The organism is Azospirillum canadense (genome assembly GCF_025961225.1).
Classification (GTDB): Bacteria; Pseudomonadota; Alphaproteobacteria; order Azospirillales; family Azospirillaceae; genus Azospirillum; species Azospirillum canadense.
In genome coordinates this window covers 2244992-2270131 of sequence record NZ_JAOQNG010000001.1, presented here as the reverse complement: position 1 = coordinate 2270131, position 25140 = coordinate 2244992, and the positions used below count along the sequence as shown (strand labels likewise).

Below are 25140 nucleotides of genomic sequence, written 5' to 3'. Positions count from 1 at the left end.
CGATTGCTGGAACGGACGCCGGGACCGTCAGTTGGGCCAGCGCCGGTGCAGCCACAGCCATTCGGCCGGGCGCTCCCGAATCCATTGCTCCAACAGGTGGTTCAACCGCTCCATCAAAATTCGCACATCAGCGTTGCGGTCGCCCGTGACCGGCGGCTCCACCGGTGGCAGGACGGTGATGCGGAAGCGCGCGCCGCCCAGCCGTTCGGTCCGCACCGGCACCAGCGGGATGCCGAGCCGCAGCGCGAGTTGCGCCCCCGCCGGGGCGGTCATGGCGTCCCGTCCGAAGAAGGGGACGGGGATGCCGTCGTTCATCTTCTGGTCGATCAGCAGGCCGACGTGCCCGCCCTTGGTGAGGACGCGGAGCAGGGTCCGTGCGCCCTCCGCGCCCTTTGGGATGTGGGTGCCGCTGGCGGCCCCGCGCAGGTCGTTCAGCAGCGCGCCGACATAGGGGTTGTTGGGTGCGCGGTAGACCACCGCCAGTTCCATCCCCAGCTTGCGCGAGGCGATGGTCAGCACTTCCCAGTTCGCGAGATGCCCGGAAACCAGGATGCCGGCCTTGCCGTCCTCGCGCAGGGTGTCGATGTGCTCGCCACCGACCACCTCCATCCGGCCGCCGGGACCCCGGTCTCCGATTTCGTCCAGGTGCGGGTATTCGGCGATGACGCGGCCCAAATTGTCCCACATGCCGCGGAGGATGGCGTCGATCTCCGCGCGCGGCTTCTCCGGGAAGGCGCGCTCCATGTTGCGGCGCGCGGTGCGGGTGCCGGGAAGCAAGGGGCCGACCGTGCGGCCGATCCAGCCGCCGAGCGCCGAGGCCGCGTCGAGCGGCAACGCGCGGAACAGGCCGGCGACGCCGAACACGAAGGCTGCCTCCAGCGGGTAGCCGACCCGGCGCTGCAGCCATTTCGCCAGGGGGCCGCGGGGCTTAGCCATGGGACTCTCCGCCTTTGAAAAGCCGGTCCAGCAATTGGTCCAGAAGCGCGGAATCGCGCCACGCCGCCCGCACCGGGACGACGCGGACCAGCGTGCGCAGCTCGTCCGACAGGCGGGCGGCGTCCTTGGCGGTGGTCACGGGCACGGCGCCCAGCATGGCGGCGCGGTCGACCAGGGCCATCACCTCCTCCGGCCGGTAAGGGTGGTGATCGGCGAAGGCGACCCGGTCCACGACGTTGGCGCCCAGGGACTCCAGCGTGGCGAAGAATTTCTCCGGCCGGCCGATGCCGGCGAAGGCCAGCACGGCGCGGCCGGCGAGCGCGCGGGACTCCGGCACCGGCTCCAGCCGGGCGTGCAGGATGGGCAGCGGGCGGGCGGCTGAGACCTGCGCCGCGACGCCAGCCTTGTCGTCGCCCAGCACGACCACGGCGTCGGCGCGGGCGAGGCCGCGCGCCACCGGTTCCCGCAGGGGGCCGGCGGGGACCAGCCGCCCGTTGCCAAATCCGACGGCCCCGTCCACCACGACCAGCGACAGGTCCTTGGCCAGCGCCGGGTTCTGGAAGCCGTCGTCCATGACGATGGCCCGCGCACCCGCCGCCACCGCAGCCCCGGCCCCGGCGGCGCGGTCACGCGCCACCCAGCAGGGGCCGTGCGCGGCGAGCAGGAGCGCCTCGTCGCCGACGCCGGCGGCGTCGTGGTGGCCGAGGTCGACCAGCAGGGGGCCGCGCTCCCGCCCGCCGTGGCCGCGCGTCAGGAAGGCGGGCTCGATCCCGCGCGCCTTCAGGGCCTCCGCCAGTGCGATGCAGACCGGGGTCTTGCCGGCCCCGCCGGCCACGAGGTTGCCGACGCAGATCACCGGCACCGCCACGCGCGCCGGCGGGCGCGAGGCCATGCGGAGGCGGCCGGCGAGGCCGTAGAGCGACCCGATGGGGGACAGCGCCCAGGCCAACGCCGATTCCGTGGGGCCGGCCGGGCGGTACCAAAAAGCCGGCGTTCTCATGCGGCGGACCGGATTCCGCCGGCACCGAGGACGGGGTCCAGAACCTCCAGCGCGCGGTCGACGATGCGACGGTTGCGGTCGGTGACGCTCGCCGCCCCCGTGACGATGCGCCCGCGCGCCTCGTCGTCGGCCAGCAGGCGCCCGACCGCCTCCGTCAGGGCCGCGGCGTCGGCCAGGGGCAAGGCGCCCCCGGCCCCCTCCAACTGGCGGGTGATCTCGTCGAAGTTCCACATGTGCGGCCCGTAGAGAACCGCGCAGCCCAGCTGCGCCGGCTCCACCGGGTTCTGCCCGCCGTGCGGCACGAAGGATCCGCCCATGCACACCACCGGCGCCAGCCGGTAGAACAGGCCGAGCTCCCCCATCGTGTCGGCGACGTGCACGGCGTCCCCGGCCCTCGGCAGGGCACCTTCGCTGCGGCGGGACACGGCAAGGCCGCGCCCCTGCATCAGCGCGGCGATGTCGGCGCCGCGGTGGGCGTGGCGCGGGGCGACGATGGTCAGCAGCCCGGGCAGGCGGGCGGCCAGCGCCTCGTGCACCGCGGCGGCGACCTCGTCCTCCCCGGGGTGGGTGCTGGCGTGCAGCCACACCGGCCGGCCGGCGCAGGCCTCCCGCAGCGCGGCGAGCTGGTCCGGGCGGGCGGGCGGCGGCTCTGCCGAGAATTTCAGGTTGCCGACGCTGGCGACGGCGCGGGCGCCCAACTTGCGCAGCCGCTCCGCGTCGCCCTCCGACTGGGCCAGGGTGACCTGGAAGGTGGAGAGCAGTGGCGTGATCAGGCCGGAGGCGTAGCGCCAGCGCGCGAAGGAGCGTTCGGACATGCGCGCGTTGACCAGGGCCGCGGGGATGCCGCGCGCCCGCACGGCGGCCAGCAGGTTCGGCCAGATTTCCGATTCCGTCCACAGCACCACGTCAGGCTGCCAGTGGTCGAGGAAGCGGTTCACCGCGTCGGGCAGGTCGACCGGCACATATTGATGGATCGCGCGCGCGGGCAGGCGGCGGCCCATCAGCTGCGCCGAGGTCACGGTCCCCGTCGTCATCAGCACGGTCAGGTCCGGCGACCGGTCCAGCAGGCGGTCGACCAGAACCAGCACCGAATTGGCCTCCCCCACGCTGGCGGCGTGGATCCAGGCAAGCCGGCCGGGCGGGCGGGGCAGCGAGGCCGCGCCGAACCGCTCCGCCTGGCGGGCGGAGTCCTCCTTGCCGGCAGCCCGGCGACGGTCGAGGTAGAGACGCACCGCCGGCCCGGCGAGGGTCGTCAGGCCGCGGTAGAGGGACTGCAACATTCGGGTCGAAACGCCATCCGACAAAGCACAAGCGGCCGGTTTCCCGGCCGCGGACCCCACCACTTTAGCACGGTGCCTTGTGGCAGAGGTAAGGCTTTGAGCGAGGACCGGCGACGGCCGGCCTAGTCCTCGTCCGTCCTGCCCTTGTGTCGTTGCATAACGGCGTATGTCGTTTTTGGGCAAATCCAGTCCACTCAAGGATGCGTACAAACTGTTTAGAGTTTTAACCGCATGTGCGTGGCGGTGGACCGGGGGTAATGCCCGGGGACAGGATGGCCCACGCCGCGCGCTCAATAAAAGGGGAGAGCCTATGACGGTGGGGGAACGGGATCGCGTGAGCCAGGAACGGCGGCTTCAAGCCTTCAGCATCACCGAGAAGGATATTGCCCTGCTCGCGCGGAATGCGGCGTTCGCCTCGGCGCGGCTGCCGGCCCTGCTGGAGCAATGGCACAGCTCCTTCGATGCTTGGCCGGAAATCCAGGCCGCGCTGAATAAGCCGGAGGTGCACCGGGTGCGCCTCGCGCATTGGGCGCGGGTGGTGTCCGGGCGGCTCGGCGACGGGTTCCTGGAGTCGGCGCGGACGCTGGCGCAGGCCTTTTACGACCATGGGGTGCCCGGCTACGCCGTCGCCATCTGCCATCACACCGTGTCCATCGGAATCATCCGCGAGCTTGGCCTGTCCGGAGAGGGCGTTGCGCGTGGCCCGTCGTTGTTCGGGGGCCGCAAGGCGGCGGAGCGGACGGCGATGCGGGAGGTGCTGGGCCGGGTGGCTTGGCTCGACCTTGAACTGCTGCTGGAGACCTACGCGGCGGCGGAGCAGGACAGCAAGCGCGCCATCCTGAATGGGCTCGCCGACAGCCTGGAGGGCAGCGTCAAGGCCATCGTCGGCAACACCGTGGCCGCGTCGGACGACATGAAAGCCCACGCGCAGCGCATGTCGCAGATCGCCGCGGCGACCAACAGCCAGTCGCGGGAGGTGGCGACGGCCGCCCAGCAGGCGTCGGGCAACGTCCAGACCGTCGCGTCGGCGTCGGAGCAACTGACCGCCTCCATCGCGGAGATCAGCCGGAACGTCGCCCAGTCCTCGCAGATCGCCCGCGCGGCGGTGGAGGAGGCCGACCGCACCAACGAGACGGTCAGCGGGCTGGTCGACGCCGCGCAGAAGATCGGCGCGGTGCTTCAACTGATCACCAACATCGCGTCGCAGACCAACCTGCTGGCGCTGAACGCCACCATCGAGGCGGCGCGGGCAGGCGAGGCGGGCAAGGGCTTCGCGGTCGTGGCGCAGGAAGTGAAGAACCTCGCCAACCAGACGGCCAACGCGACCGAGGACATCTCCGCCCAGATCGCCGGGATGCAGGACGCGGCGCGCGGCTCCGCCGACGCGATCAAGGGAATCGGAACGACGATCGGCCGCATCAACGAGATCGTCACCACTGTGGCCGTTGCGGTGGAGCAGCAGACGGCCGCCACGCAGGAGATCGCCCGCAACGCCCAGCAGGCGGCCGGCGGAACGCAGTCGGTGACCCACACCATCGACCGCGTGACCACCGCCGCGTCGGAAACCGGCACCATCGCCGGCGAGGTTCTGGGCGCCGCCGACGGCCTGCACCGGCAGGCGGACCGCCTGCGCGAGAGCGTGGACGACTTCCTGAAGCGCGTCCGCGTGGCGTGAGGAGGGAAAAGCGGGCTGGTGATCATAACCGGCCCGTACCAACGCGATACCTGTGATTTCTCAGTGGAAGCTGCGTTGTAGCGCCTTGTATTGGCTTGAGCTCAATAACCGAGAATGATCTTCCACGCCGATCCAAGTAGGGATATGAGAGAAATGGAGATAAGGAACGCCATTATCCCCGCAATTAGATCTCCAGTATCCATATTTTCGTTTCGCAAAGCATCATCCACATAAGATTTTTTCACTTGTTCGAAAGACAGGCCTAGATAATTTGTTGGATTTCTGGATTTGATTTTATCAATTTCCGACGCTAAGGCATCAGCTCCTTTCTTGGAGAATCGGGTTTTCGCAAAAGCCATGAGTTGACTTTCCGTGGCCCCAATAGATAATCTCTGTATTTTCTGCGCTATGGATCCAGTGGATTCTTTGTATATAGATATAAGTGGCACTGGAACCTTTGTTTCTACAAGATTCACCAGTTTATTTATGTCAAGGACCGCACTTAGCTTGAGTGGATTTCCTATGCAGGACAGAATTGCGCCGAGGATTTTGTCTTCTGTAGGTATCGTGATTAAAAAATATTCTGGATTGAGATCCCTTTCAATTCTTGATTTCATAACGGAAATTCGATCGCCTCCCGATTTAAGGGCGGATGCGACGTAATCGAAAACTATATAACTTGCGAAGGCCAGCAATGCTAGAGTGGCCAGCGATGACAAAGTTAGAGCGCTATATTGTGCTGAATTGGGTAGCGGTATTACGGTTACGTAGTTTTGTGTTTGCTCGTTTGAAATAAGTACCTCAACAGGGTTTTTTATCCCGGCAATGCGGAATGTGCTGAATTTGTTTGATGGATTTCCGTCAAGGAAGACATCTATGGTAATAGAGTCTCCGGGGTTGAGGAGCTTATGAATGACTGCAAGATAATTTCCTGCATTATTCACTGTCGAATCGATATTGGCTGGCTGTTGCTCTACTATTCTAGCGTCTAAAACGGCGGCATTAGGGAATATTATTGTTGTTGGACTTTCTATATCTTTTTGGTCAATCGGTATATCTCCTGTGTTTTCAATCCGAATTGAAGCGATCCATGGCGATTTTACCGGTTTCCCTTGGAACGTGATATCTAATCCGTTCGTTTTGCTCGCCTCTATGCTAACGAGATTTCTTTCCGTGAGATATCTTATGGTGATTTCTTTTTTATTCTCTGTCTTTATTCCAAAATAGACTGCAACTAAAACGGACAGAATGGCAACTATGAGACTAGCTGCCTCTATTCTGGGGGACCGGATCGTAGACTTAATGCTATCAGTGCCTTCGTCCATTTGTATAATCTTCTTGGGACTATCCAGACAGGAGAACATATCATAGGGTACGTTGTCGGAAGATGGTTAAAATGGCCGCAGGTTCGCTAAAAATTGCTCCGCCGAGCGGCGCCAGGAGTAGCTGAGGGCGTAGTCGCGGCAGCGTTCGGCCGGGATGGTCAGGGCGGTTTCCACGGCGTGCTTCAGGTTCTCGTCCAGGCAGCCGGTGCCGGAGCCGTTGACCACGTCCAGCGGGCCGGGGACCGGGTAGGCGGCGACCGGCACGCCGGACGCTAGCGCCTCCAGCAGAACGAGGCCGAAGGTGTCGGTGCGCGAGGGGAAGACGAAGACGTCGGCCTCCGCATAATGGCGCGCGAGATCCTCGCCATGCTTGGCGCCGGCCCAGATAACGTCCGGGTATTTCTGCTGAAGCTCCGCGCGGGCGGGGCCATCGCCGACCACCAGCTTGGTGCCGGGCAGGTCGAGCCTCAGGAAATCCTCCAGGTTCTTCTCCACCGCCACCCGGCCGACATACAGGGAGATCGGGCGGGGGACGTTGAGGAAGCCCTTGGCGCGGGGGCGGAACAGGTCGGTGTCCACGCCGCGGGTCCAGCGCCGGATGTTGTCGAAGCCGCGCGCCGCCAGGTCGTTCTCGATCGACTGGGTGGCGACCATCACCGCCGAGGACGGCTTGTGGAAGCGGCGCACCACCGCGTAGCTGAGCGCCAGCGGCACCGGCGCGCGGTCGCGCACATATTCCGGGAAGCGGGTGTGGTAGGCGGTGGTGAAGGGCTTGCCCCGCTTCAGGCAATAGCGCCGCGCGGCGAATCCCAACGGCCCTTCCGTGGCGATGTGGATGCAGTCCGGCCGCATCGCGTCGATCATCGACCAGAGCCGGCGCCCGGCGCCGAGCGCCAGCCGGATTTCCGGGTATGTCGGCATGGGCACGGTGCGGAAGCGGTCGGGGCCGATGACCTCCACCCGATGGCCCATCGCCTCCAGTTCGGCGCGCACCGTGCTGATGGTGCGCACCACGCCGTTGACCTGCGGGAACCAGGCGTCGGAGACGATCAGGATGTTCACGCCGCCGCCTTCGCCACCGGCTTCGTCTCTGGCTTGGGCAATGCCTTCATCGACGACCGCCGGCGGATTTCCGCCGCCCAATCGATGATTTCCAGCCGGCCGCAGGGGTGTTCGACCAACGCGGTGCAGGATTCGACCCAGTCGCCGTCGTTGCAATAGAGGATCCCTTCCATGTCGCGCATTTCCGCGGTGTGGATGTGCCCGCAAATGACGCCGTCCACCTTGCGCCGCCGGGCCTCGTCGCTCAGCGCGTTCTCGTACTGGCCGATGAACTCGACCGCGCTCTTCGCCTTGTGCTTCAGGAAGGCGGACAGCGACCAATAATCGAAGCCCAGCTTGCGCCGCGCCCAGTTGAACAGCGTGTTCGCCTGGAGCAGGACCACGTAGGCGTTGTCGCCGACGAAGGCGAGCCACTTGGCGTATTTCACGACGACGTCGAAGCGGTCGCCATGCGTCACCAGGAAGCGCCGGCCGTCGGCGGTGACGTGGACCAGCTCGTCGACCACATGCACCCCGCCGAACTGCAGCCCGACATAGTCGCGCGCCGCCTCGTCGTGGTTGCCGGGGATGTAATAGACTTGCGAGCCCTTGCGCGCGCGCCGCAATATCTTCTGGACCACGTCATTGTGCGCCTGGGGCCAGTACCAGGTCTTGCGCAGGCGCCAACCGTCGACGATGTCGCCGACAAGGTAGAGGTGTTCGGAGTCGTGGTGCTTCAGGAAGTCCAGCAGGAATTCCGCCTTGCACCCGCGTGTTCCCAGGTGGACATCGGAAATCCAGATGCTGCGGTACCGCGTCACCTCGGCTGAGGCGCTCATGCCCCACTCCCTCGTCGTTGAGACAAGATGTAGTCAAGACGGGGTCCGTATAACCATGGATGCCGCTGTTGACAATCTTTTCCGGGCGGTGCAGGAAGTGCTGCCGGTGATTTCAGGAAGACTTCTTGTTGTTGTCGTAATTCGGAAACGAACCTGTATTCTTTCCGTCATCGACGTGTAACACCAAACGCGACTTGGATCGAAAGGGCCGAATCGTTGCCGACCTTCTCCGCCGCGGTGCCCCGCCATCCCGACATCGCGCCGGTTCCGCGACGGCGGTTCCTGGTGATCCACAACCCGGTGGCCGGCGCGCGCCGGGCGCAGCGCCTGCGCGCGGTGCTCGACGCGCTCGACCAGCGTTTCGCGGTGGAGGTAACCGTCCAGGAAACCGGCGGGCGCGGCGACGCCGAGGCGATGGCCCGCGCGGTGACCCCAGGCGCCTTTGACGCGGTGGTGGCGGCTGGCGGCGACGGGACGATCAACGAGGTGGTCAACGGGCTCGGCGCCCGCGGCGGGCTGCCGCCGGTGCCGCTGGGGATCGTGCCGCTGGGCACCGCCAACGTGCTGGCGCAAGAACTTGGGCTGCCGTCCGACGCTGGGGGAATGGCGTCGGTGCTGGCGGAGGGCGCGCCACTGCCGGTGCATCTGGGGGTGGCGAACGGGCGCTGCTTCGCGATGATGGCCGGGACGGGGCTCGACGCCCAGGTGGTGGAACGCGTGGACCCGCGGCTGAAGCGCCTGATCGGCAAGGGCGCCTATGTGGCGGAGACGCTGGCGCAACTCGCGGCCTACCGCGACGCGCGCTACCAGGTGACGGTGGATGGCGTGACGGAGGAAGCGGCTTCGGTGATCGTCGCCAAGGGGCACTTCTACGCCGGGCGCTTCGTCTGTGCGCCCGACGCTCGGCTGGACGACCCGCGCCTGCACGTCTGCCTGTTCCCGGGGGCGGGGCGCTGGAACGCCGTCCGCTACATCTGGGGCATGATGGCGGGGCGGCTGCCGCGCTTTCCCGACTACCGCATCGTGCCGGCCGAGCGCGTGACCATCGAGGGGCCGGAGGGCGACGCGGTGCAGGGTGACGGCGACGTCATCGCGCGCCTGCCGGTGGAGATCGCGCTGGCGCCCTGGACGCTGCCAATTCTGGTGGGGACGATCTGACGGGCCTTCTTCCGCTTATCCCTTCCTTGCAACAGGCCGCGCCCTGGTTTCGTCGGCTAAATCGATTGGAGTATGGGTAATCGGGGCTTGATGCCCTTAGCCTGGGCGCAGCGGGCGGCTTACGGCCGCCATGGGTGGGGAAAAAGCAGAATGCGCAAGCATCGAATTGGAAGCGCCGCGCTGGCGCTTGTGGCGGCTCTCGCGATGACGAGCCCGGCGTCGGCGGACAAGCCGGACTGGGCCGGAGGAGGGCAGGGCGGCGGCCAAGGTGGCGGGCATGGCAAGGGGCATGGAGCGGTCTCGGTGGATGACGCCGGCCCCGGCAACGGTCACGGAAAGGGACAGAGCGGAGGCAAGCGCGAGAGTGGCGGTCCGGGCGGTGGCGGTCCGGGTGGCTCCGGAGTTGTTGTGAGCCGCACCGACGTGAACGTCATCCGCACCTATTTCGTGGACCACCCGGTCGGCGCGTCCGCGTTGCCGCCCGGCATCGCGAAGAACCTTGCGCGCGGCAAGCCTCTGCCGCCGGGCATCGCCAAGAAGATGGCGCCCGTGGAACTGCGCCAGCGGGTGCCGGTCTGCATGAACGGCTGGGAATGCATCCTGGCCGGCGCCGACATGCTGATTTTGGACGCCGTGCACGGCACCATCGCGGACATCGTCCGCAACGTCGTGCGCTGACGATTCGGACGGCGGTAGGGCGAAGGGACGCAGGGGAGGGCGAGGGGGCGCCGATTGACAGAGGGGGGCGCCAACCCCATTATTCGGCTAGGAGGACGGGGGTTGCAGCCCCCAATCTCCAGGCCCGATCTTAGGTCAGGAGTTCAAGCAGCCGCTTGATCAGTGCCAGGACCAGGATCAGGAGAGTGAGGAGTTCTCTCATCCTCGTACCCTCCGTTGTGCGGCGGGAGTGGTGGCCGTTCCGCCACCCCGTACGCACCGGCATTTCGCGCGACGCGGGAGAGGCGCGCAACATCCACACGCATGTATGATGATTTGCCGCACCCCTTCGGGTGGGCCATGGCCGTGCGAGCGGCGGTGACGAGGCGTGCCTTGCGGAGCGCCTCGCTGTGTTGTGTCAGATACCTGCGATGGTCAGGCCGTCGATGCGGACAGTCGGGGCGTCCATGCCGAAGCGCAGTTCCAGGTCGCTCGCCGGCTCCATGTTCAGGAAAATGTCCTTCAGGTTGCCGGCGATGGTCAGTTCGTTGACGGGGTAGGCGAGCTGCCCGTTCTCGATCCAGTAGCCGGCCGCCCCCCGGCTGTAATCGCCGGTGACGCCGTTGACGCCCATGCCCATCAGTTCGGTGACGTAGAAGCCGTCCTTGATCTCGGCCAGCAGTTCGTCGCGGCTCTTCGTGCCGGGGGCCATGTAGACGTTGGCCGGCGCCGGGCCCGGCGGGCCGGAGGTGCCGCGTGCCGCGTGGCCGGTGGTGGACAGGCCGAGCTGCCGGGAGGAGCGCAGGTCGAGCAGCCAGGTGGTCAGCCGCCCGTCCTCGATCAGGTTGCGGCGGCTGGTGGCGATCCCCTCCGCGTCGAAGGGGCGGGAGCGCAGGCCGCGCTTCACATGCGGGTCGTCCACGATGGTGACGCCGGCCGCGAAGATTTGCTGGCCCATCTTGTCCTTCAGGAAGCTGGTGCCGCGAGCGATGCTCGGCCCGCTGATGGCGCCGGTGAGGTGGCCCAGGATGCCGCGCGAGGCGCGCGGGTCGAACACCACGGGGACCTTGCAGCTCTTCACCCGGCGCGGATTCAGGCGGCGCACCGAGCGTTCACCGGCCTCGCGGCCGATGGCGGCGGGGTCGCGGAGGTCGGCGCCGTAGACCTTGCTGTCGTAGTCGTAGTCGCGCTCCATCCCCGTGCCGGTCCCGGCCAGGACGGACACGGACAGCGACTGCCGCGACACGCCGTAGCTGCCCTTGAAGCCGTTGGACGCGGCGATGGCGATGGTGGAGCGGCTCCAGCTCGCGTCGGCGCCCTCGGAGTTGGTGACGCCCTGGACCGCAAGCGCGGTCTCCTCGGCGATGCGGGCGCGCTCGATCAGGATCTCGGCGGTCGGCTCGGACAGGTCGAGCACGTCGAGGTCGGGGAACTCGCGCGCCAGCTGGTCGAGGTCGGCGAGGCCGGTGAAGGGGTCTTCCGGCACCACGCGGGCCATGGCGACGGCCCGCTCCACCAGCTCGTCCAACGCCTTGGCGCTGCGGTCGGTGGAGGAGACGATGGCCTGCCGCTTGCCGACGAAGACCCGCAGGCCGAGGTCGCCCGATTCGGACCGCTCCAGCTTTTCCGTCTTGCCGAGACGCTGGCTCAGCGAAAGCGACGCGCTGTCGAACAGAACGGCGTCGGCGGCGTCGGCCCCGGCGCCCTTGGCCTTGCGGATCAGGTCTTCCAGCAGGTTCAGAACGTCGCTCTGGGAGGTGGTCGAAACGGGCATCACGGTCTCCGCTAGGTCTCGCGCCTGTCTAGCAAATGGGAGCGCCGCACAGAAGAGGAAGGGGCATATCGCCTCAGGCGTTGCCTTGGGCGCGCCCCTTCCTCGTCTACCCGGTGATGTGGTTCAGGCGAGCCGGTCCTGCACGGAAACGGTCTGGGAGGAGGTCGGCAGCTTCAGGGCGAAGGCGCCGTCGCCCAGCAGCGCCTGGATGGGCAGCAGCACGGTCCAGAACACCGGGAACTCCCAGCCACCACCGGTCGCCGAGAAGACCCAGCCGTTGCCGATGTGCTGCAGCGTGGCGCCGATCAGGATCGGCAGCAGGGCCAGCGAAATCCAGCGGGTGAAGACGCCGGCCACCAGCAGCAGGCCGCCGCCGATCTCGCCCACGATGACGAGGTAAGCGAAGGCGCCCGGGTAACCGATGCTCTCGAAGTAGCCGACCGTGCCGGCGATGCCGAAGGTCAGGACCTTCAAAACCAGCCCGTGGGCGATGAAGAGAAGGCCCAGGCTGACGCGCAAAAGGAAGGCGGCGTAGGGGGCGGTGCGATTGTCGATCATGGCGTGGTCTCCTTGTCCCTGAGGGATGGCCCGCATTCGGCGTTGGCGCCGGGGCCGGTGTCGTCTGAGGGCAAGAATAGCTGTGATCGGGATTGGGATAATCCGCGAAGTTGCGCACTGATTGTTGCTGGATCGGCAACTTTGGTTGGGTAGGGGCTATGAACCACAGAGACACGGAGACACAGAGAATCCCCGATCGACCGGCCAAGCGCCGGGGTGAGGCAACGGGAGTTATTCTCTGTGTCTCCGTGCCTCTGTGGTGGATCGCCGTCCGACGCGAACCCTCACGCCAGGAAGGAATTCGCCGGGTCGTAGCGGGAGGGCAGGGCGAACAGGTCGGCGTCCACGCCGTCGCCGTGCCGCCGCCCCGCGGCCGGGCTGTCGTAGACGACGAGCAGGGCGGGGGCGGCGCCGGCGCGTGGGATGCGGGCGATGCCCTCCGCGTGGTCGGCCCGCTCGCCGTAGGGAAGGTCGAGCAGGCGGACCAGCCGGTCGCCCAGGACAGGTCCGTCGTTTCCATCCTCCAGCGCGTCGGTCCAGCGCCACAGGGTCACCGGACCGTCCAGGTCCATGGTCGGCCCGGCCAGGATCACCAGATCGTCGCCGTCGAAGGCTAATTCGCGGATGCCCAGCCCGTCCAGGTCGAGGACGTGCTTGCGAAACGGTGCGTCGTCCGGCCCGATGCGCTGGAGCATCAGATGGTTGGGGTCGTCCGGGTCCTCCTCGACGGCCAGTTCGAGGATGCAGGCCCAGCCACGCAGGACCGGGCCGCGCAGCCCCAGGAACAGGCGGTCGCCACAGGCGGCCAGTCCCTCGACGTCGAAGCCGTTCTCCTTGGCTGGAATGGTCAGGAAGGGGGCCAGGAGCGCGTCGTCGGCCAGCGCCTTGGTCAGGGCATTGCCGCCGGTCTTGAAGGGCAGGCAGCGCGCCGTGTTTCCCCGGTGCTTGCGGACGGGCTCCGGTGGCTGCCCGTCGTCCATGCGCAGGGGAATGCGGCCGAGCAGGAAGCGGTTGGGGTCGCGCCGGACCTTGCCCAGGCGGGCCAGCGCCGCGGCGGCGCCATCGCCCGGACGTGGTTTCCGGCGCGCGAGGCTGTGCGAGCCGACGACCCACAGCCAGCCATCGGCGATCGCCATGCCCTCGACGTCCGCCTCATCCGACTCGTCCGGACCGGCCGGCAGGTCGAAGTAGCGCGAGAGGGGGAAGGCCGCGTCCTCGCGGTAGCTGGCGCCGCCATCCGCGGTGACCAGCCGGACCAGTTCCGCCCCCTCGTCGGAAGCCACGAACAGGGCGTTGCCAACTCGCTCCACCACCGACAAGTCCTCCGCCGTCCTGCTGCCCGGCCGGAAGTCCAGGCGAACGGTGCCGAGGGGACGGGCGGGGGTGCGGGGCATGGCGGGCCTCCTTCGCGTGAGGGGATGGCTATTTCCAAATGGGCTTTCCGGTGCCGGGCAGGCCGTAGCTGTCCCACTTGCGGGAAACCTCGTCGACCACCGATTGGTCCATGCGGATCTTCTGGCCCCACTCGCGCTTGGTTTCCGGCGGCCACTTGTTGGTGGCGTCCAGCCCGACCTTGCCGCCGAGGCCCGAATCGGGGCTGGCGAAGTCCAGATAGTCGATCGGCGTGCCCTCGATCACCGTGATGTCGCGGGCCGGGTCCATGCGGGTGCTCATCGCCCACATCACGTCCTTCCAGTTCCGCGCGTCGATGTCGTCGTCCACGACGATCACCCACTTCGTGTACATGAACTGGCGCAGGAAGGACCAGACGCCCATCATCACGCGCTTGGCGTGGCCGGGGTACGCCTTCTTCATGCTGACCACCGCGATGCGGTAGGAGCAGCCCTCCGGCGGCAGCCAGAAGTCCACGATCTCCGGGAACTGCTGGATCAGCAGGGGGATGAACACCTCGTTCAGCGCCTCGCCCAGGACGGAGGGCTCGTCGGGCGGGCGGCCGGTGAAGGTGGAGAGGTAGATCGGGTTGCGCCGCATGGTCATCGCCGTGACTGTGAAGACCGGGAAGGGCTCGACCGAGTTGTAGTAGCCGGTGTGGTCGCCGTAGGGACCCTCGTCGGCGTATTCGTCCAGGCTGACGTGGCCTTCCAGAACGATCTCCGCCTGGGCCGGGACCTTCAGCGGCACGGTCTTGCAGTCGACCAGCTCCACCTTCTTGCCGCGCAGCAGGCCGGCGAACTGGTATTCCGACAGGGTGTCCGGCACCGGCGTGACCGCGGCCAGGATGGTGCCGGGGTCGGCGCCGAGCACGACCGCGCAGGGCAGGGGCTCGCGCTTTCCACTCGCTTGCCAGCGGTGATGGTGCTGTGCGCCGCCGCGGTGCTTCAGCCAGCGCATGATGGTCTTGTTCCGTCCCAGCACCTGCATGCGGTAGATGCCGAGGTTGAAGTCGTCCTCACGCTTGGCCGTGGGTCCCTTGGTGACGACCAGCGGCCAAGTGATCAGCGGCGCCGGCTCGCCCGGCCAGCAGCTCTGCACCGGCAGGCGGCCGAGGTCGATCTGGTCGCCGGTCAGCACCACCTCCTGGCAGGGGGCGGAGCCGACGGTCTTCGGCTTCATCGACAGCACGGTCTTGGCGAGCGGGATCAGCTCCAGCGCCTCGCGGAAGCCGCCCGGCGGCTCCGGCTGCTTCAGGAAGGCCAGCGTCTCGCCGACCGCGCGCAACTCATGCGGCTCGCGGTCCATGCCCCAGGCGACACGCTCCACCGTGCCGAACAGGTTGACCAGCACCGGCATGTCGGAGCGCGTGCCGTCGGCCTTGATCACGTTCTCGAACAGCACGGCCGGTCCGCCCTCCGCCAGCAGGCGGGTCTGGATCTCGGTCATCTCCAGCACGGTGGAGACGGGCTCCTTCACCACGACCAGACGTCCCGACGTTTCCAGCCGGTCGATGAAGTCGCGCAGGGAGGTGTAAGGCATGGAGGATCTGTCTCAACTGGAATGGGGCGGGGCGCCTAAGCATCGATGCGGATCGCGCCGCGTCAAGGGCCTGTCTTTCCCGGCTTGCCTGTCTTTCCCGGCTTGATGGAGCGCAGCGCCCGGCGGACGATGTAGCCCGTCGCAGGGGTCGGGCTTTCGGCCTCCCACCGCGCGCAGACCTCGCGTACCCAGTCCGGCCGGGATTTCGCGGCGTCGTTCAGCCAGTTCGCAACGGAGTCCTGAACGTAGCGAGCGCCGTCCGCCCGCAACGGATCGAGGATCGGCAAACCGAGCCACGGTTCGTCCTTCAGCAGGGCGATGTGCGTGCACCAAACGCCGCGCGGGCGGGTGGCCTCGCTGGCGAAGCGGCGCAGCCGTTCGGAGCCGGCGGTCGTCCAGGGGGCGAGCAATGCCAGGGCGTCGTCGATCCGATCCGCGATGTGGGGGCGGATCGCCAGCCACGCCCATTCGCGCACGCCGAAATGGGGGTCGTCGGCAAGCGGGCGGATTCGCTCCAGCCGCTCGGGAAGGGGCAGGCCAGGCAGGACGGCCAGCGCGTAGGAGGCCCAGCCGCGCACCGTGTCCGACGGGTGGAGCGCCAACCGTTCGATGGCGCCCGGTCCGACGGCTGCCAGGGCCGCGCCCGCGGCCTGCGCCATCCGCCTTGTGACACCATCCTTCGCGTCGAACCGGACGTCTCCCGAGGTTTCCGGCACCGCTGCCGCCAGAAGCGTCGCGAAATCGATGGCCAACCCTTCGGCGAGGGTTGCCGTCTCGCGCCGGCCGGCGCTCAGGTCAACCAGCACGTCGGGCGGGATGTCGGCCATCCTGGTGGCGCCCTTGCGGGGCTTGGCGGCGGTGTCCACGGCCATGATCAGCCCTCCGGCAGCAGGCGCCAGATGGTGGTGTCGCGCGTCTCCCGGTCCTCCAGCTCCAGCGAGGTCGGCACGGTGTAGCGGCCGATGCGCTCGATGCCGCTGGTCGGGACGTAGGCGCGGCCGGGGTCGCCCAGCAGGACCAGCGTGCCCGTCGCGGCAATCCCCCGCAGCCAAGCCGTGACCCGATCCGCCATGGGCTTTTCGTAGCAGACGTCGCCGGCCAGGACGACGTCGATCCCCGGCAGGTCGCGGCCGACGAGGTCGGCGCTGACGGCCTTCACCTCCACCCCGTTCAACTCGGCGTTGACTGCGATGGCGGCCAGCGCGAAGCGGTCGATGTCGCAGGACTGCACCCGCGTCGCACCGGCCTTCATGGCGGCGATGCCCACCAGCCCGGTGCCGGCGGCGAAGTCCAGCACCGACTTGCCGGCGACCAGATCCGGCCGGTCGAGCACGAGGCGCGCCACGGCCTGCCCGCCCGGCCAGGCGAAGGCCCAATAGGGCGGCGGCACGTTGGATTCGCGCAAGGACTCTTCCGTCGCTTCCCACAACGGGGTGACTTCGGTCGCCAGATGCAGGCGGATTTCCGGCAACAGCGGAGTCGTCGCGACGGTTGTGTTGGTCCGGACGAAGTCGTTCGGAGAAAGCGTGGTCATATTGGATTCCCGGCTGTGCGAGGGGCGCATGGTTGGTCTGTCCACAGCCCGTTTTGGTTACATAATTCAAACGGAGTAGACTCGCCAGCCGGCCCGTGTTACCCAATCGAAAGAGACAAAACAAAGGCATGGGGTCGACATGCGGTCGAGGGGACTAGCGATCTGCGTTTCGTTCGCGGCACTCATCGCGCTTAGCCCCACCGCCATATCGAAGGCCTACGCCCAAGTGGGCGACTGCGTCCGCACCGTCCGCGCCATCTCCGACTTCACGATCCAGGGCGACGCCTGGACTTGGTGGAACCACGCCGCCGGCCAGTACGACCGCGACAAGCACCCGGCGCTTGGGTCGGTCCTCGTCTTCAAGCGCTCCGGCCGGCTGAGCCGCGGTCACGTCTCCTTGGTCAGCCACATCGTCGACCGCCGCACCATCGAGGTCGACCATTCCTGGCTGGACAACAACGGCCTGCGCCGAAACATGCGCGTGGTGGACGTGTCGGCCCGCAACGACTGGTCGGCCGTCCGCGTCTGGCATGAGCCGTCGGACCAGCTGGGCCTGCGTGTCTACACCACCTACGGCTTCATCCTGCCGGAAGGCGATCACCCGCGCGGCCGCACTCTGGACACCAACGACTCGGGCATTGACACCGGCTTCACCGTCTCCCCGCACGGCCGCGGCAAGCCGGCCTCCGCCGGGCTGCGTCTGCAAGAAGCCTCGCTGAAGGGCCGCACCGTCGGCGTTCCGGGCCGCAAGCCGCAGGTTCTGATGGCGTCCCTCCCCACCGCCGACGCGAAGAGCAACGCGGCCAAGGACGAGGACACCGTGGTTTCCGTGCTGCCGCGCCGCAAGCCGGCCGGCCCCGCGCTGGCGAAGGGCGAGGTCGCTTCCGTGGATGGTCTGCGCACCCTGATGCCCGGCCGCAAGCCCGGCTCCAGCGCCGTCGCCGAGCTGGCGGCGGAGTAACAGCACCTCGGCGTGTAGGTTGGGTGGAGCGAAGCGCAACCCAACACACCCTGCCGTGCTGACAATGTTGGGTTTCGGCTGCGCCTCCACCCAACCTACGCTTCCCCTTACACCTTCCCCGCCAGGATCGCGCCCAGGACCAGCCAGCCGAACCAGCGGTTGGACTTGAACTTGGTCAGGCAGTCGGTCTGGTCGTCGGGGTTCCAGGTCGCCACCTGCCAGGACAGCTGCAAAGCCGCCAGCGACAGCAGCGGCAGATACAGGCCGCCCAGCCCGGCCAGCCGCCCGGCGATGCCGATCCCCACAAAGGTCAGCGTGTAGAAGCCGTAAATCCAGATCTTGCTCCGGTCGCCCAGCCGCAGGGCGGTGGACTTCACGCCGATGCGGGCGTCGTCCTCCTTGTCCTGGTGGGCGTAGATGGTGTCGTAGCCCAGCGTCCAGACGATCCCCGCGGCGTAGAGCGCCAGCGCCGGCCACTCCAGTTCGCCGCGCACGGCCGTCCAGCCCATCAGCGCGCCCCAGTTGAAGGTCAGCCCCAGGAAGGCCTGCGGCCACCAGGTGATGCGCTTCATCAGCGGGTAGGTGAAGACCAGAAGCAGGGACAGCACGCCCAGCCCGATGGTGACCCCGTTGAACTGCGCCAGGATCGCCAGCCCGATCAGCAGTTGGAAGGCCAGAAAGGCCAGCGCCTGTTTCACCGACACTTGGCCGGAGGGAATCGGCCGCGTCCGCGTGCGCTCGACCATCGCGTCGAAATCGCGGTCGAGGATGTCGTTCACCGTGCAGCCGGCCCCGCGCATGACCACGGCCCCGATCCCGAACAACGCCATCATCCACAAGTCCGGCAGCGGCCCGGCCCCGGCCAGCGCTATGCTCCACCAGCCCGGAAACAGGAGAAGCCACGTCCCGATCGGCCGATCGAGCCGCGCCAGCCGCAGGTAGGGACGGATCGGCGCGGGGGCGTAACGGTCGATCCAGTCGCCGGCCCGGATGTCCGTGAACTCTCCGGGAGCGGGGGCAGGGGAGGCGGGGGTGGTCATGGCGAACTCGCGCGTCGGGCGGGGTTTGGGGGCGGGGGCAGGGTAACGGCCGACTCCGGCCGCCGCAAGGCCGGGCTGCCCCCCCAATGGGCCGCTGAAAGGACCAGTGAAAAGGCGGGCCCGAACGCTCGCAGTCCATCGGCTGTTGCCGCTATAGTCGGGCGCGATGTGGGGAGATGAACACTGATGTCGGACCAGCCGAAAACGCGCCTGTACGTGGACAGTCCCCTGGCCGAGGGCCAAGCGGTGGGGCTCGATCATGAACGCGCGCACTTCCTGCGCCACGTGCTGCGGCTCGACAAGGGCGACGCGGTGGCCGTCTTCAACGGGAAGGACGGGGAATGGCTGGCGGAGATCGACGGGTTCGGCAAGGGCTGGTGCTCGCTGACCGTCACGGCGCAGCGGCGCGTGCAGGCCGATGGGCCGGATCTCTGGCTGCTCTTTGCGCCGATCAAGCGCGGCCGCATCGATTTCGTGGCCGAAAAGGCGACGGAAATGGGCGTGTCGCGGCTGTGGCCGGTCTTCACCCGGCGCACCGATCCAAATCGCGTCAACACCGACCGACTGCGCGCCAACGCCATCGAAGCCGCCGAGCAGTCGGAGCGGCTGACCGTGCCGGAGCTGTCGGACCCCGTGCCGCTGGAGAAGGCGCTGGCCGGCTGGCCGGAAGGGCGTACGCTGTACCTGTGCGCGGAAGCCGGAAACGTACGCCCGATCGCCGACGCGGTGCGCGAAACGGGCCGCGGCCCCGCGGCGTTCCTGATCGGACCGGAGGGCGGCTTTGCACAGTCGGAACTTGACGAAATTTGTAAACTACCCTCTGTTGTCCCGGTCGGCCTGGGGCCCCGCATCCTTCGGGCCGACACGGCGGTGGTGGCCGCGCTCGCCTGCTGGCAGGCCCTTTCGGGGGACTGGACGGCCGAGGGCGGCGACACACGTCCGCCATTCCGGTCTCCGGCCGATCCGGCCGGCCCGGCCGTTTGATTTTCGATAGCGGGAGCATTCATGTCCGCACCTCCGAAGACGCGTGGTGAACCGATCACCGACCGCCGCCAATTGGTGGCGTATATGGAGTCCGGCTCGAAGCCGGCCCAGGACTGGCGCATCGGGACTGAGCACGAGAAATTCGCCTACCGCGTCTCTGACAACCGCCCGCTGCCTTACGATGGGCCGGACGGCATCGGCGAGCTGCTGAAGCGTCTCCAACGCTTCGACTGGGACGCGGTGGAGGAGAACGGCAACATCATCGCCCTGACCCAGGGCATGGCCAACATCACCCTGGAGCCCGGCGGGCAGGTGGAGTTGTCCGGCGCGCCGCTGGAGACGCTGCACCAGACCTGTGCGGAGGTGCACCGCCACCTGCGCCAGGTGAAGGAGGTCGGCGGCGAGCTGGGCATCGCCATGATGGGCCTGGGCTTCCAGCCCAAGTGGCGCCGCGACGAGATCCCGTGGATGCCCAAGGGCCGCTACAAGATCATGGGCGACTACATGCCCAAGCGCGGCAGCCTCGGCCTCGACATGATGACGCGGACCTGCACCGTGCAGGTGAACCTGGACTTCGCGTCGGAAGCCGACATGGTGAAGAAGTTCCGGGTCAGCCTGGCGCTGCAGCCCATCGCGACGGCGCTGTTCGCCAACTCCCCCTTCACGGAGGGCAAGCCGAACGGCTTCCAGTCCTTCCGCAGCCACATCTGGACCGACACCGACCCCGACCGCACCGGCGACCTGCCCTTCGTGTTCGAGGACGGCTTCGGGTTCGAGCGCTACGTCGACTATCTGCTCGATGTGCCGATGTACTTCGTCTACCGCGACGGCGCGTACATCGACGCGTCGGGCCTGTCCTTCCGCAACTTCATGGACGGCAAGCTGCCGGTGCTGCCGGGCGAAACCCCGCTGATCACCGACTGGGCCGACCACATGACCACCTCCTTCCCCGAGGTGCGCCTGAAGAAGTACCTGGAGATGCGCGGCGCCGACGGCGGCCCCTGGCGGCGCCTGTGCGCCCTGCCGGCGCTGTGGGTCGGCCTGCTGTACGACACCCAGGCGCTCGACGCCGCCTGGGATCTGGTCAAGGACTGGACGACGGAGGAACGCGCCCACCTGCGCGCCAACGTGCCGCGCCACGCGCTGCGGACGACCTTCCGGGACCGGACGGTGCGCGAGGTCGCGCTGGAGGTGCTTGCGATCGCGCGCGACGGTCTCGTCCGCCGCGCCCGCAACGACAACTGGGGCGACGACGAAAGCCACTTCCTCGATACGCTGGTCAGCATCGCCGAGAGCGGCGAAACCCCGGCCGACGAGCTTCTGGCGAAGTTCAACGGCCCCTGGGGCGGCAGCGTCGATCTGGTGTTCAAAGAATACGCGTACTGATCGTCGAAAAGAAAAAGCCCCTCTCCCGGTACGGCCGGGAGAGGGGCTTTTTCTTTGGAGCGACTTACTTCTTCCAGGCAATCAGCCGGCGGGCGGCTTCGGCGATGGTCGCTTCCGATCCGGCGAAGCTGAAGCGGACGAAATGGCGGCCGCGCGCCGGGTCGAAGTCGATGCCGGGCGTGCAGGCGATGCCCGTTTCCGCCAGGATGCGCTTGCAGAAGGCCTCGCTGTCGTCGGTCATGGCCGACACATCGGCGTAGACGTAGAAGGCCCCGTCCGCCGGCGCCAGCTTGTCGAAGCCGGCCTTGGGCAGCTCCTCCAGCAGGATTTGGCGGTTGCGGGCGTAGCGGGCGACGTGGCCGTCCAGCTCCGGGGCGCAGTCGAAGGCGGCGACGGCCGCGGCCTGCGACAGGCTGGGGGCGGAGATGAACAGGTTCTGCGCCAGGCATTCGACCGAGCGCAGCAGATCGTCCGGCACGATCATCCAGCCGAGCCGCCAGCCGGTCATCGAGAAGTATTTGGAGAAGCTGTTCACCACCAGCGCGGTCTCGCTGACCTCCGCGGCGGTGACGGCCTCCGGCCCGTAGGTCAGGCCGTGGTAGATCTCGTCCGACACGAGGCGCACGCCGTGGGCGTCGCACCAGGCGGCGATTTCCGTCAGCTCATCCCGGCTCAGCATCGTTCCGGTGGGGTTGGCGGGGCTCGCCACGATCAGGCCCTGGATGGGCTTGTCGAGTTGTTCCAGCAGCGCAATGGTTGGCTGGAACCGGTGCTCCGGCCCGGTCGGCAGCTCCACCGGCTCGACACCGATGGCGGTCAGCGTGTGGCGGTAGGCGGGGTAGCTGGGCGAGGCCATGGCGACCCGGTCGCCCGGATCGAAGGCGGCCAGGAAGCCCAGCTGGAAGGCGCCCGAGGAGCCGGTCGTTACGACCACGCGACGTTCCGGCACCGAAACCGTGTAGCGGTCCTGGTACCAGCGGGCGATGGCCGCGCGCAGCGCCGGAATGCCGAGCGCGCCGGTGTAGCCCAGCACGTCGGTGTCCAGCCCACGGTGGGCGGCCTCCAGCACGCCCTTCGGCGCGCCGGTGGAGGGCTGCCCGACCTCCATGTGCAGAACCTCCAGCCCAGCGGCCTCGCGTTCGGCGGCGGCGCGCATGACTTCCATGACGAAGAAGGGCGGGATGGCGCCCCGCTTGGAGACTTTCGGCTGCTTGCTCATCATTCCAAAGTCGGCTGTGTGAATCCCGGTGGGCTTGGTTTAGTCCGATTCGCGCGGCGTTTCGACCAGGAAACCGAGGGCGTGCGCGTTGCGGTCGGCGGCGATCTGGCATTCCTTCCAGCCGCTCTCGATCGAGGTCTGGCAGGCGACGAAGCTGGCGCGGCCGGGGGAGGAGGCCGGGCGGGCGGTCTGGATGGCGTCGCCGGGCTGCTTCTCCAGCGCGGCGGGCAGGGCGGCGGTCAGCAGTGCGGCCGGGCCGGCGGCCGGACCGTCGTTGCCCGATGCCGTGCCGGTGCCGGCGAACTGCGTCCGGCCGACGATGGCGTTGGCCAGCAGGCCGGGCGCGCCGAAATCGGCGCGGGTCACGCCCTGGGCCGCCAGCATGCCGGTGCCCGGCACCATGCGGCCGGTGCCGAAGGGTGCGCCCATGGTGAAGGTGCAGGCCACGCCGTTGTCCTCCGGGTCGATCACCGCGAGGCCGGCGCCGGGGGCGTTCGTGCCGCTGCCGGTGGCGCCCAGCGCCTGGGCGACGCGGCCGGCCCGCTGGGCCGGGGGCAGGTCGGCGGTGGCGTTCCAGGCGGCGACCAGGGCGGACCCCGACTCGCGCTCCGGCAACTGGGCGAATTGCATGGACACGATGCCCAGCGGCACCGAGGCGGTCTCGCCCCAGCGCGGCTGGTAACCGCGCAACGCGGCTTGGTCGATGCCGAGCGCCGGGCCGACCGTGGCGCCCAGCGGGCCGCTGTAGAGCGCGGCGACGCTGCTGCGGCGAACCTGGGACAGGCTGGCGGCAAGGTCAGGCTGGACGATCGGTGCGCCCTCCGCCAGCGGGACGCCGGTGGGGAGGAAGACGCGCCGCGCCTCCGGGTCGGCGGACAGGCGCGCGGCGTTGGCCGACAGGTCCTGGGCGAGCGCGCGGCTGACCGTGGCGCCGCCGCCGGCCAGCTGCTCCGCCGGGACGGCCGCCTGCTCCCACCGCATCACGCCGGCGCCGGCCTGGAGCGCGTAGACACCGCGCAGGAAGGCGGGCACGGCTGCTCCGTTGGAGCCAGCCGGGCGGGGCAGGAAGTCGAGCGTGCGGCTTTCCTTCTTCGCGGCGTTGAACACCACGCAGACGCCGCCGCCGGCCAGACCGACGCGGGAGGGCAGGGTGGCCGCCATGGCCAGCGCCATCGCCGCCGCGGCGTCGCCGGCGCGGCCGCCCTGCGCGATGATGTCGCGTCCGATGGAGGCGGCGCGCGGCTCGTCCGCCACCACATAGCTCTGGACCGGGGCGTTCGTCTTGTACTTGGTGTTGACGCAGCCCGGAAGCAGTGCTGCCACTATGGCAATCGCGCCCAACCCTCGCCAGATTCGGCGTGTGGAATGGGACGTGGTGTTCGGTAGTTCCGAGATCCGCTGTTCGGAGGTCGTAACGGTGCGCAAGCCCAGCAGGCTCGTTTCGGTTGTCGCCATGGTCGCCGTGATGGTGTTGTCTTGGACGCCGCCCGCGGGCGCGCAGCGCCGCCAGGAGATGCAACTCCTCAGCGATGCCGAGACGGAACATATCATCCGCGACATGGCACGGCCAATCTTCCAGGCCGCCGGCATCGACGCCGAGGCGGTGAGCATCATCCTGGTCAACGACAACACCATCAACGCCTTCGTCGCCGGCGGGCAGAACATCTTCCTGCACACCGGCCTGCTGCTGAACGTCGACGACGCCGGGCAACTGCTGGGGGTGATCGCGCACGAAACCGGCCACATCGCCGGCGGCCACCTGGTGCGCGGCGCCGACGCCATGGAAAACGCCTTCCTGTCCTCGCTGATCGGCATGGGAATCGGCGTGCTCGGCGGCATCGCGGCCAAGAACGCGGGCGCCGGTGCGGCCGGCCTGATGCTCGGCCAGCATCTGGCGGAGCGCAACTTCCTGTCCTTCTCGCGCAGCCAGGAATCCTCGGCTGACCAGGCGGGCCTGTCCTACCTGGAGCAGTCCGGCATTTCCGCCCGCGGCATGGCCACCTTCCTGGAGAAGCTGGGGGTGAACGAGGATCCGCTGCTGAACAGCGACCCTGACGCCGGCTACCGCCGCACACACCCGCTGACCCGCGAGCGGCTCGATTCGGTGGAACGCTTCGTCGCCACCTCGCGCAACGGCAACAAGCCGATTCCCGCCGTCTGGAACGAGCAGTTCCGCCGAATCCAGGCCAAGCTCTACGCTTATCTCGACCCCAACGGGGCGCTGCGCCGCTACCGCGCGGACGATCCGTCCTTCGTGGCGCGCTATGGCCGGGCCTACGCCTATTTCCGGCGCGGCGAGGTGAAGCAGGCGCTGCCGCTGGTCGACGGGCTGATCGCGCAGGAACCGAAGAACGCCTTCATGTACGAGGTGAAGGGCGACCTGATGCTGCAGACCGGCCGCGCGCCGGACGCCCTTGTGCCCTACCGCAAGGCCATCGAGCTGCAACCCGACGCCAACTCCATCCGCGTGTCGCTCGCCCACGCGCTGTTGGAACAGAACGACCCCCGCTTGGCCGACGAGGCGCTGAAGAACCTGCAGATCGCCGCCAAGTCGCAGCAGGGCCAGTCCTCCTTCCTGTGGCGGCTTCAGGCCCAGGCCTGGAGCATGAAGGGCAACAACGGCATGGTCGCCTACGCCACCGCGGAGGAGGCATTCGCCCGCGGCGACAAGCCGATGGCCCGCGCCCAGGCGGAACGGGCGGAAAAGCTTCTGCCCGCCGGTTCCCCCGGCTGGCTGCGCGCCCAGGACATCCGCGGGCAGGCGGGCGGAAAGTGACCGCCCGTCCATACACCGCCCGCCCGTACAAAGGGTGGCATCGCGGGGAGTTGACTTGCCCGG

General features: G+C 68.1%; 22 protein-coding genes. 7 read left to right on the top strand and 15 right to left on the bottom strand.

Annotated elements, in window-relative coordinates:
* Nucleotides 1–27: 27 nt before the first annotated feature.
* From M2351_RS10755 to M2351_RS10745, 3 genes are read right to left on the bottom strand one after another with little or no spacing between them, the layout of a single operon-like run.
* Entirely contained in the window at nucleotides 28–936 is a 909-nt protein-coding gene (locus tag M2351_RS10755) for a lipid A biosynthesis lauroyl acyltransferase (RefSeq protein WP_264656072.1), read from the bottom strand.
* Nucleotides 929–1936 carry a tetraacyldisaccharide 4'-kinase gene (lpxK, locus tag M2351_RS10750; protein ID WP_264656071.1) on the bottom strand — a complete coding sequence of 336 codons (1008 nt, stop codon included), beginning with the start codon at nucleotides 1934–1936 and terminating at the stop codon, nucleotides 929–931. Before lpxK ends, M2351_RS10755 begins: the two co-directional genes overlap by 8 nt.
* The gene (locus tag M2351_RS10745; RefSeq protein WP_264656070.1) at nucleotides 1933–3216 is read right to left on the bottom strand and encodes a 3-deoxy-D-manno-octulosonic acid transferase; all 1284 of its coding nucleotides are present in this window, start codon (nucleotides 3214–3216) and stop codon (nucleotides 1933–1935) included. Before M2351_RS10745 ends, lpxK begins: the two co-directional genes overlap by 4 nt.
* A gap of 334 nt (nucleotides 3217–3550) precedes the next feature.
* Here M2351_RS10745 and M2351_RS10740 point away from each other — a divergent pair, with 334 nt between their 5' ends.
* Nucleotides 3551–4891: a globin-coupled sensor protein gene (locus M2351_RS10740; RefSeq protein ID WP_319801878.1), complete on the top strand. Its 1341-nt coding sequence runs from the start codon at nucleotides 3551–3553 to the stop codon at nucleotides 4889–4891.
* Nucleotides 4892–4992: 101 nt separating this feature from the next.
* On the opposite strand, the gene M2351_RS10735 is transcribed toward M2351_RS10740, so the two are convergent.
* From M2351_RS10735 to M2351_RS10725, 3 genes are all read right to left on the bottom strand, one after another.
* Complete coding sequence (locus tag M2351_RS10735; protein ID WP_264656068.1) at nucleotides 4993–6216, bottom strand: hypothetical protein; 1224 nt, start codon at nucleotides 6214–6216, stop codon at nucleotides 4993–4995.
* 66 nt (nucleotides 6217–6282) lie between these two features.
* A complete protein-coding gene (locus tag M2351_RS10730; protein ID WP_264656067.1) occupies nucleotides 6283–7278 on the bottom strand; it encodes a glycosyltransferase family 4 protein in 996 nt (331 codons plus the stop codon).
* Entirely contained in the window at nucleotides 7275–8096 is an 822-nt protein-coding gene (locus M2351_RS10725) for a UDP-2,3-diacylglucosamine diphosphatase (RefSeq protein WP_264656066.1), read from the bottom strand. The genes M2351_RS10730 and M2351_RS10725 overlap by 4 nt, the downstream gene beginning before the upstream one ends.
* A 216-nt stretch (nucleotides 8097–8312) precedes the next feature.
* On the opposite strand from M2351_RS10725, the gene M2351_RS10720 reads away from it, so the two are divergent.
* Nucleotides 8313–9254, top strand: coding sequence for a diacylglycerol/lipid kinase family protein (locus M2351_RS10720; RefSeq protein WP_264656065.1), 942 nt, complete (start codon nucleotides 8313–8315; stop codon nucleotides 9252–9254).
* Between the two features lie 150 nt (nucleotides 9255–9404).
* Nucleotides 9405–9932, top strand: a complete 528-nt coding sequence (locus tag M2351_RS10715) for an anti-virulence regulator CigR family protein (protein WP_264656064.1) — start codon at nucleotides 9405–9407, stop codon at nucleotides 9930–9932.
* A gap of 397 nt (nucleotides 9933–10329) precedes the next feature.
* Here the strand turns inward: M2351_RS10715 and M2351_RS10710 are convergent, their stop codons facing one another.
* The 6 genes from M2351_RS10710 to M2351_RS10685 all read right to left on the bottom strand — a co-directional run bounded on the left by M2351_RS10710 (nucleotide 10330) and on the right by M2351_RS10685 (nucleotide 16711).
* Nucleotides 10330–11685 carry a TldD/PmbA family protein gene (locus tag M2351_RS10710; protein WP_264656063.1) on the bottom strand — a complete coding sequence of 452 codons (1356 nt, stop codon included), beginning with the start codon at nucleotides 11683–11685 and terminating at the stop codon, nucleotides 10330–10332.
* A gap of 123 nt (nucleotides 11686–11808) precedes the next feature.
* Nucleotides 11809–12243 (bottom strand): DoxX family protein, encoded by a 435-nt coding sequence (locus tag M2351_RS10705; protein WP_264656062.1) that lies wholly within the window; start codon nucleotides 12241–12243, stop codon nucleotides 11809–11811.
* Between the two features lie 284 nt (nucleotides 12244–12527).
* Nucleotides 12528–13637, bottom strand: coding sequence for a DUF3616 domain-containing protein (locus M2351_RS10700; RefSeq protein WP_264656061.1), 1110 nt, complete (start codon nucleotides 13635–13637; stop codon nucleotides 12528–12530).
* Nucleotides 13638–13665: 28 nt separating this feature from the next.
* The gene (locus M2351_RS10695; RefSeq protein WP_264656060.1) at nucleotides 13666–15177 is read right to left on the bottom strand and encodes a UbiD family decarboxylase; all 1512 of its coding nucleotides are present in this window, start codon (nucleotides 15175–15177) and stop codon (nucleotides 13666–13668) included.
* A 62-nt stretch (nucleotides 15178–15239) separates the two neighbouring features.
* A complete protein-coding gene (locus tag M2351_RS10690; protein ID WP_264656059.1) occupies nucleotides 15240–16049 on the bottom strand; it encodes a DNA alkylation repair protein in 810 nt (269 codons plus the stop codon).
* A 2-nt stretch (nucleotides 16050–16051) separates the two neighbouring features.
* Nucleotides 16052–16711 (bottom strand): class I SAM-dependent methyltransferase, encoded by a 660-nt coding sequence (locus M2351_RS10685; protein WP_264656058.1) that lies wholly within the window; start codon nucleotides 16709–16711, stop codon nucleotides 16052–16054.
* 226 nt (nucleotides 16712–16937) lie between these two features.
* Between M2351_RS10685 and M2351_RS10680 the strand changes: the two genes are divergently transcribed.
* On the top strand, nucleotides 16938–17672 hold the full coding sequence (locus tag M2351_RS10680) for a CHAP domain-containing protein (protein WP_264656057.1): 735 nt from the start codon (nucleotides 16938–16940) through the stop codon (nucleotides 17670–17672).
* 107 nt (nucleotides 17673–17779) lie between these two features.
* On the opposite strand, the gene ubiA is transcribed toward M2351_RS10680, so the two are convergent.
* Nucleotides 17780–18712 carry a 4-hydroxybenzoate octaprenyltransferase gene (gene ubiA, locus M2351_RS10675; protein WP_264656056.1) on the bottom strand — a complete coding sequence of 311 codons (933 nt, stop codon included), beginning with the start codon at nucleotides 18710–18712 and terminating at the stop codon, nucleotides 17780–17782.
* A gap of 186 nt (nucleotides 18713–18898) precedes the next feature.
* Here ubiA and M2351_RS10670 point away from each other — a divergent pair, with 186 nt between their 5' ends.
* Both M2351_RS10670 and M2351_RS10665 read left to right on the top strand, forming a co-directional pair.
* The gene (locus M2351_RS10670; protein ID WP_264656055.1) at nucleotides 18899–19696 is read left to right on the top strand and encodes a 16S rRNA (uracil(1498)-N(3))-methyltransferase; all 798 of its coding nucleotides are present in this window, start codon (nucleotides 18899–18901) and stop codon (nucleotides 19694–19696) included.
* 21 nt (nucleotides 19697–19717) lie between these two features.
* On the top strand, nucleotides 19718–21082 hold the full coding sequence (locus M2351_RS10665; RefSeq protein WP_264656054.1) for a glutamate--cysteine ligase: 1365 nt from the start codon (nucleotides 19718–19720) through the stop codon (nucleotides 21080–21082).
* 64 nt (nucleotides 21083–21146) lie between these two features.
* Here the strand turns inward: M2351_RS10665 and M2351_RS10660 are convergent, their stop codons facing one another.
* Both M2351_RS10660 and M2351_RS10655 read right to left on the bottom strand, forming a co-directional pair.
* Entirely contained in the window at nucleotides 21147–22301 is a 1155-nt protein-coding gene (locus tag M2351_RS10660; RefSeq protein ID WP_264656862.1) for a pyridoxal phosphate-dependent aminotransferase, read from the bottom strand.
* A 39-nt stretch (nucleotides 22302–22340) separates the two neighbouring features.
* Complete coding sequence (locus M2351_RS10655; RefSeq protein ID WP_264656053.1) at nucleotides 22341–23624, bottom strand: gamma-glutamyltransferase family protein; 1284 nt, start codon at nucleotides 23622–23624, stop codon at nucleotides 22341–22343.
* A gap of 94 nt (nucleotides 23625–23718) precedes the next feature.
* Between M2351_RS10655 and M2351_RS10650 the strand changes: the two genes are divergently transcribed.
* The gene (locus tag M2351_RS10650; RefSeq protein WP_264656052.1) at nucleotides 23719–25077 is read left to right on the top strand and encodes a M48 family metalloprotease; all 1359 of its coding nucleotides are present in this window, start codon (nucleotides 23719–23721) and stop codon (nucleotides 25075–25077) included.
* The last annotated feature ends 63 nt before the right edge of the window (nucleotides 25078–25140 follow it).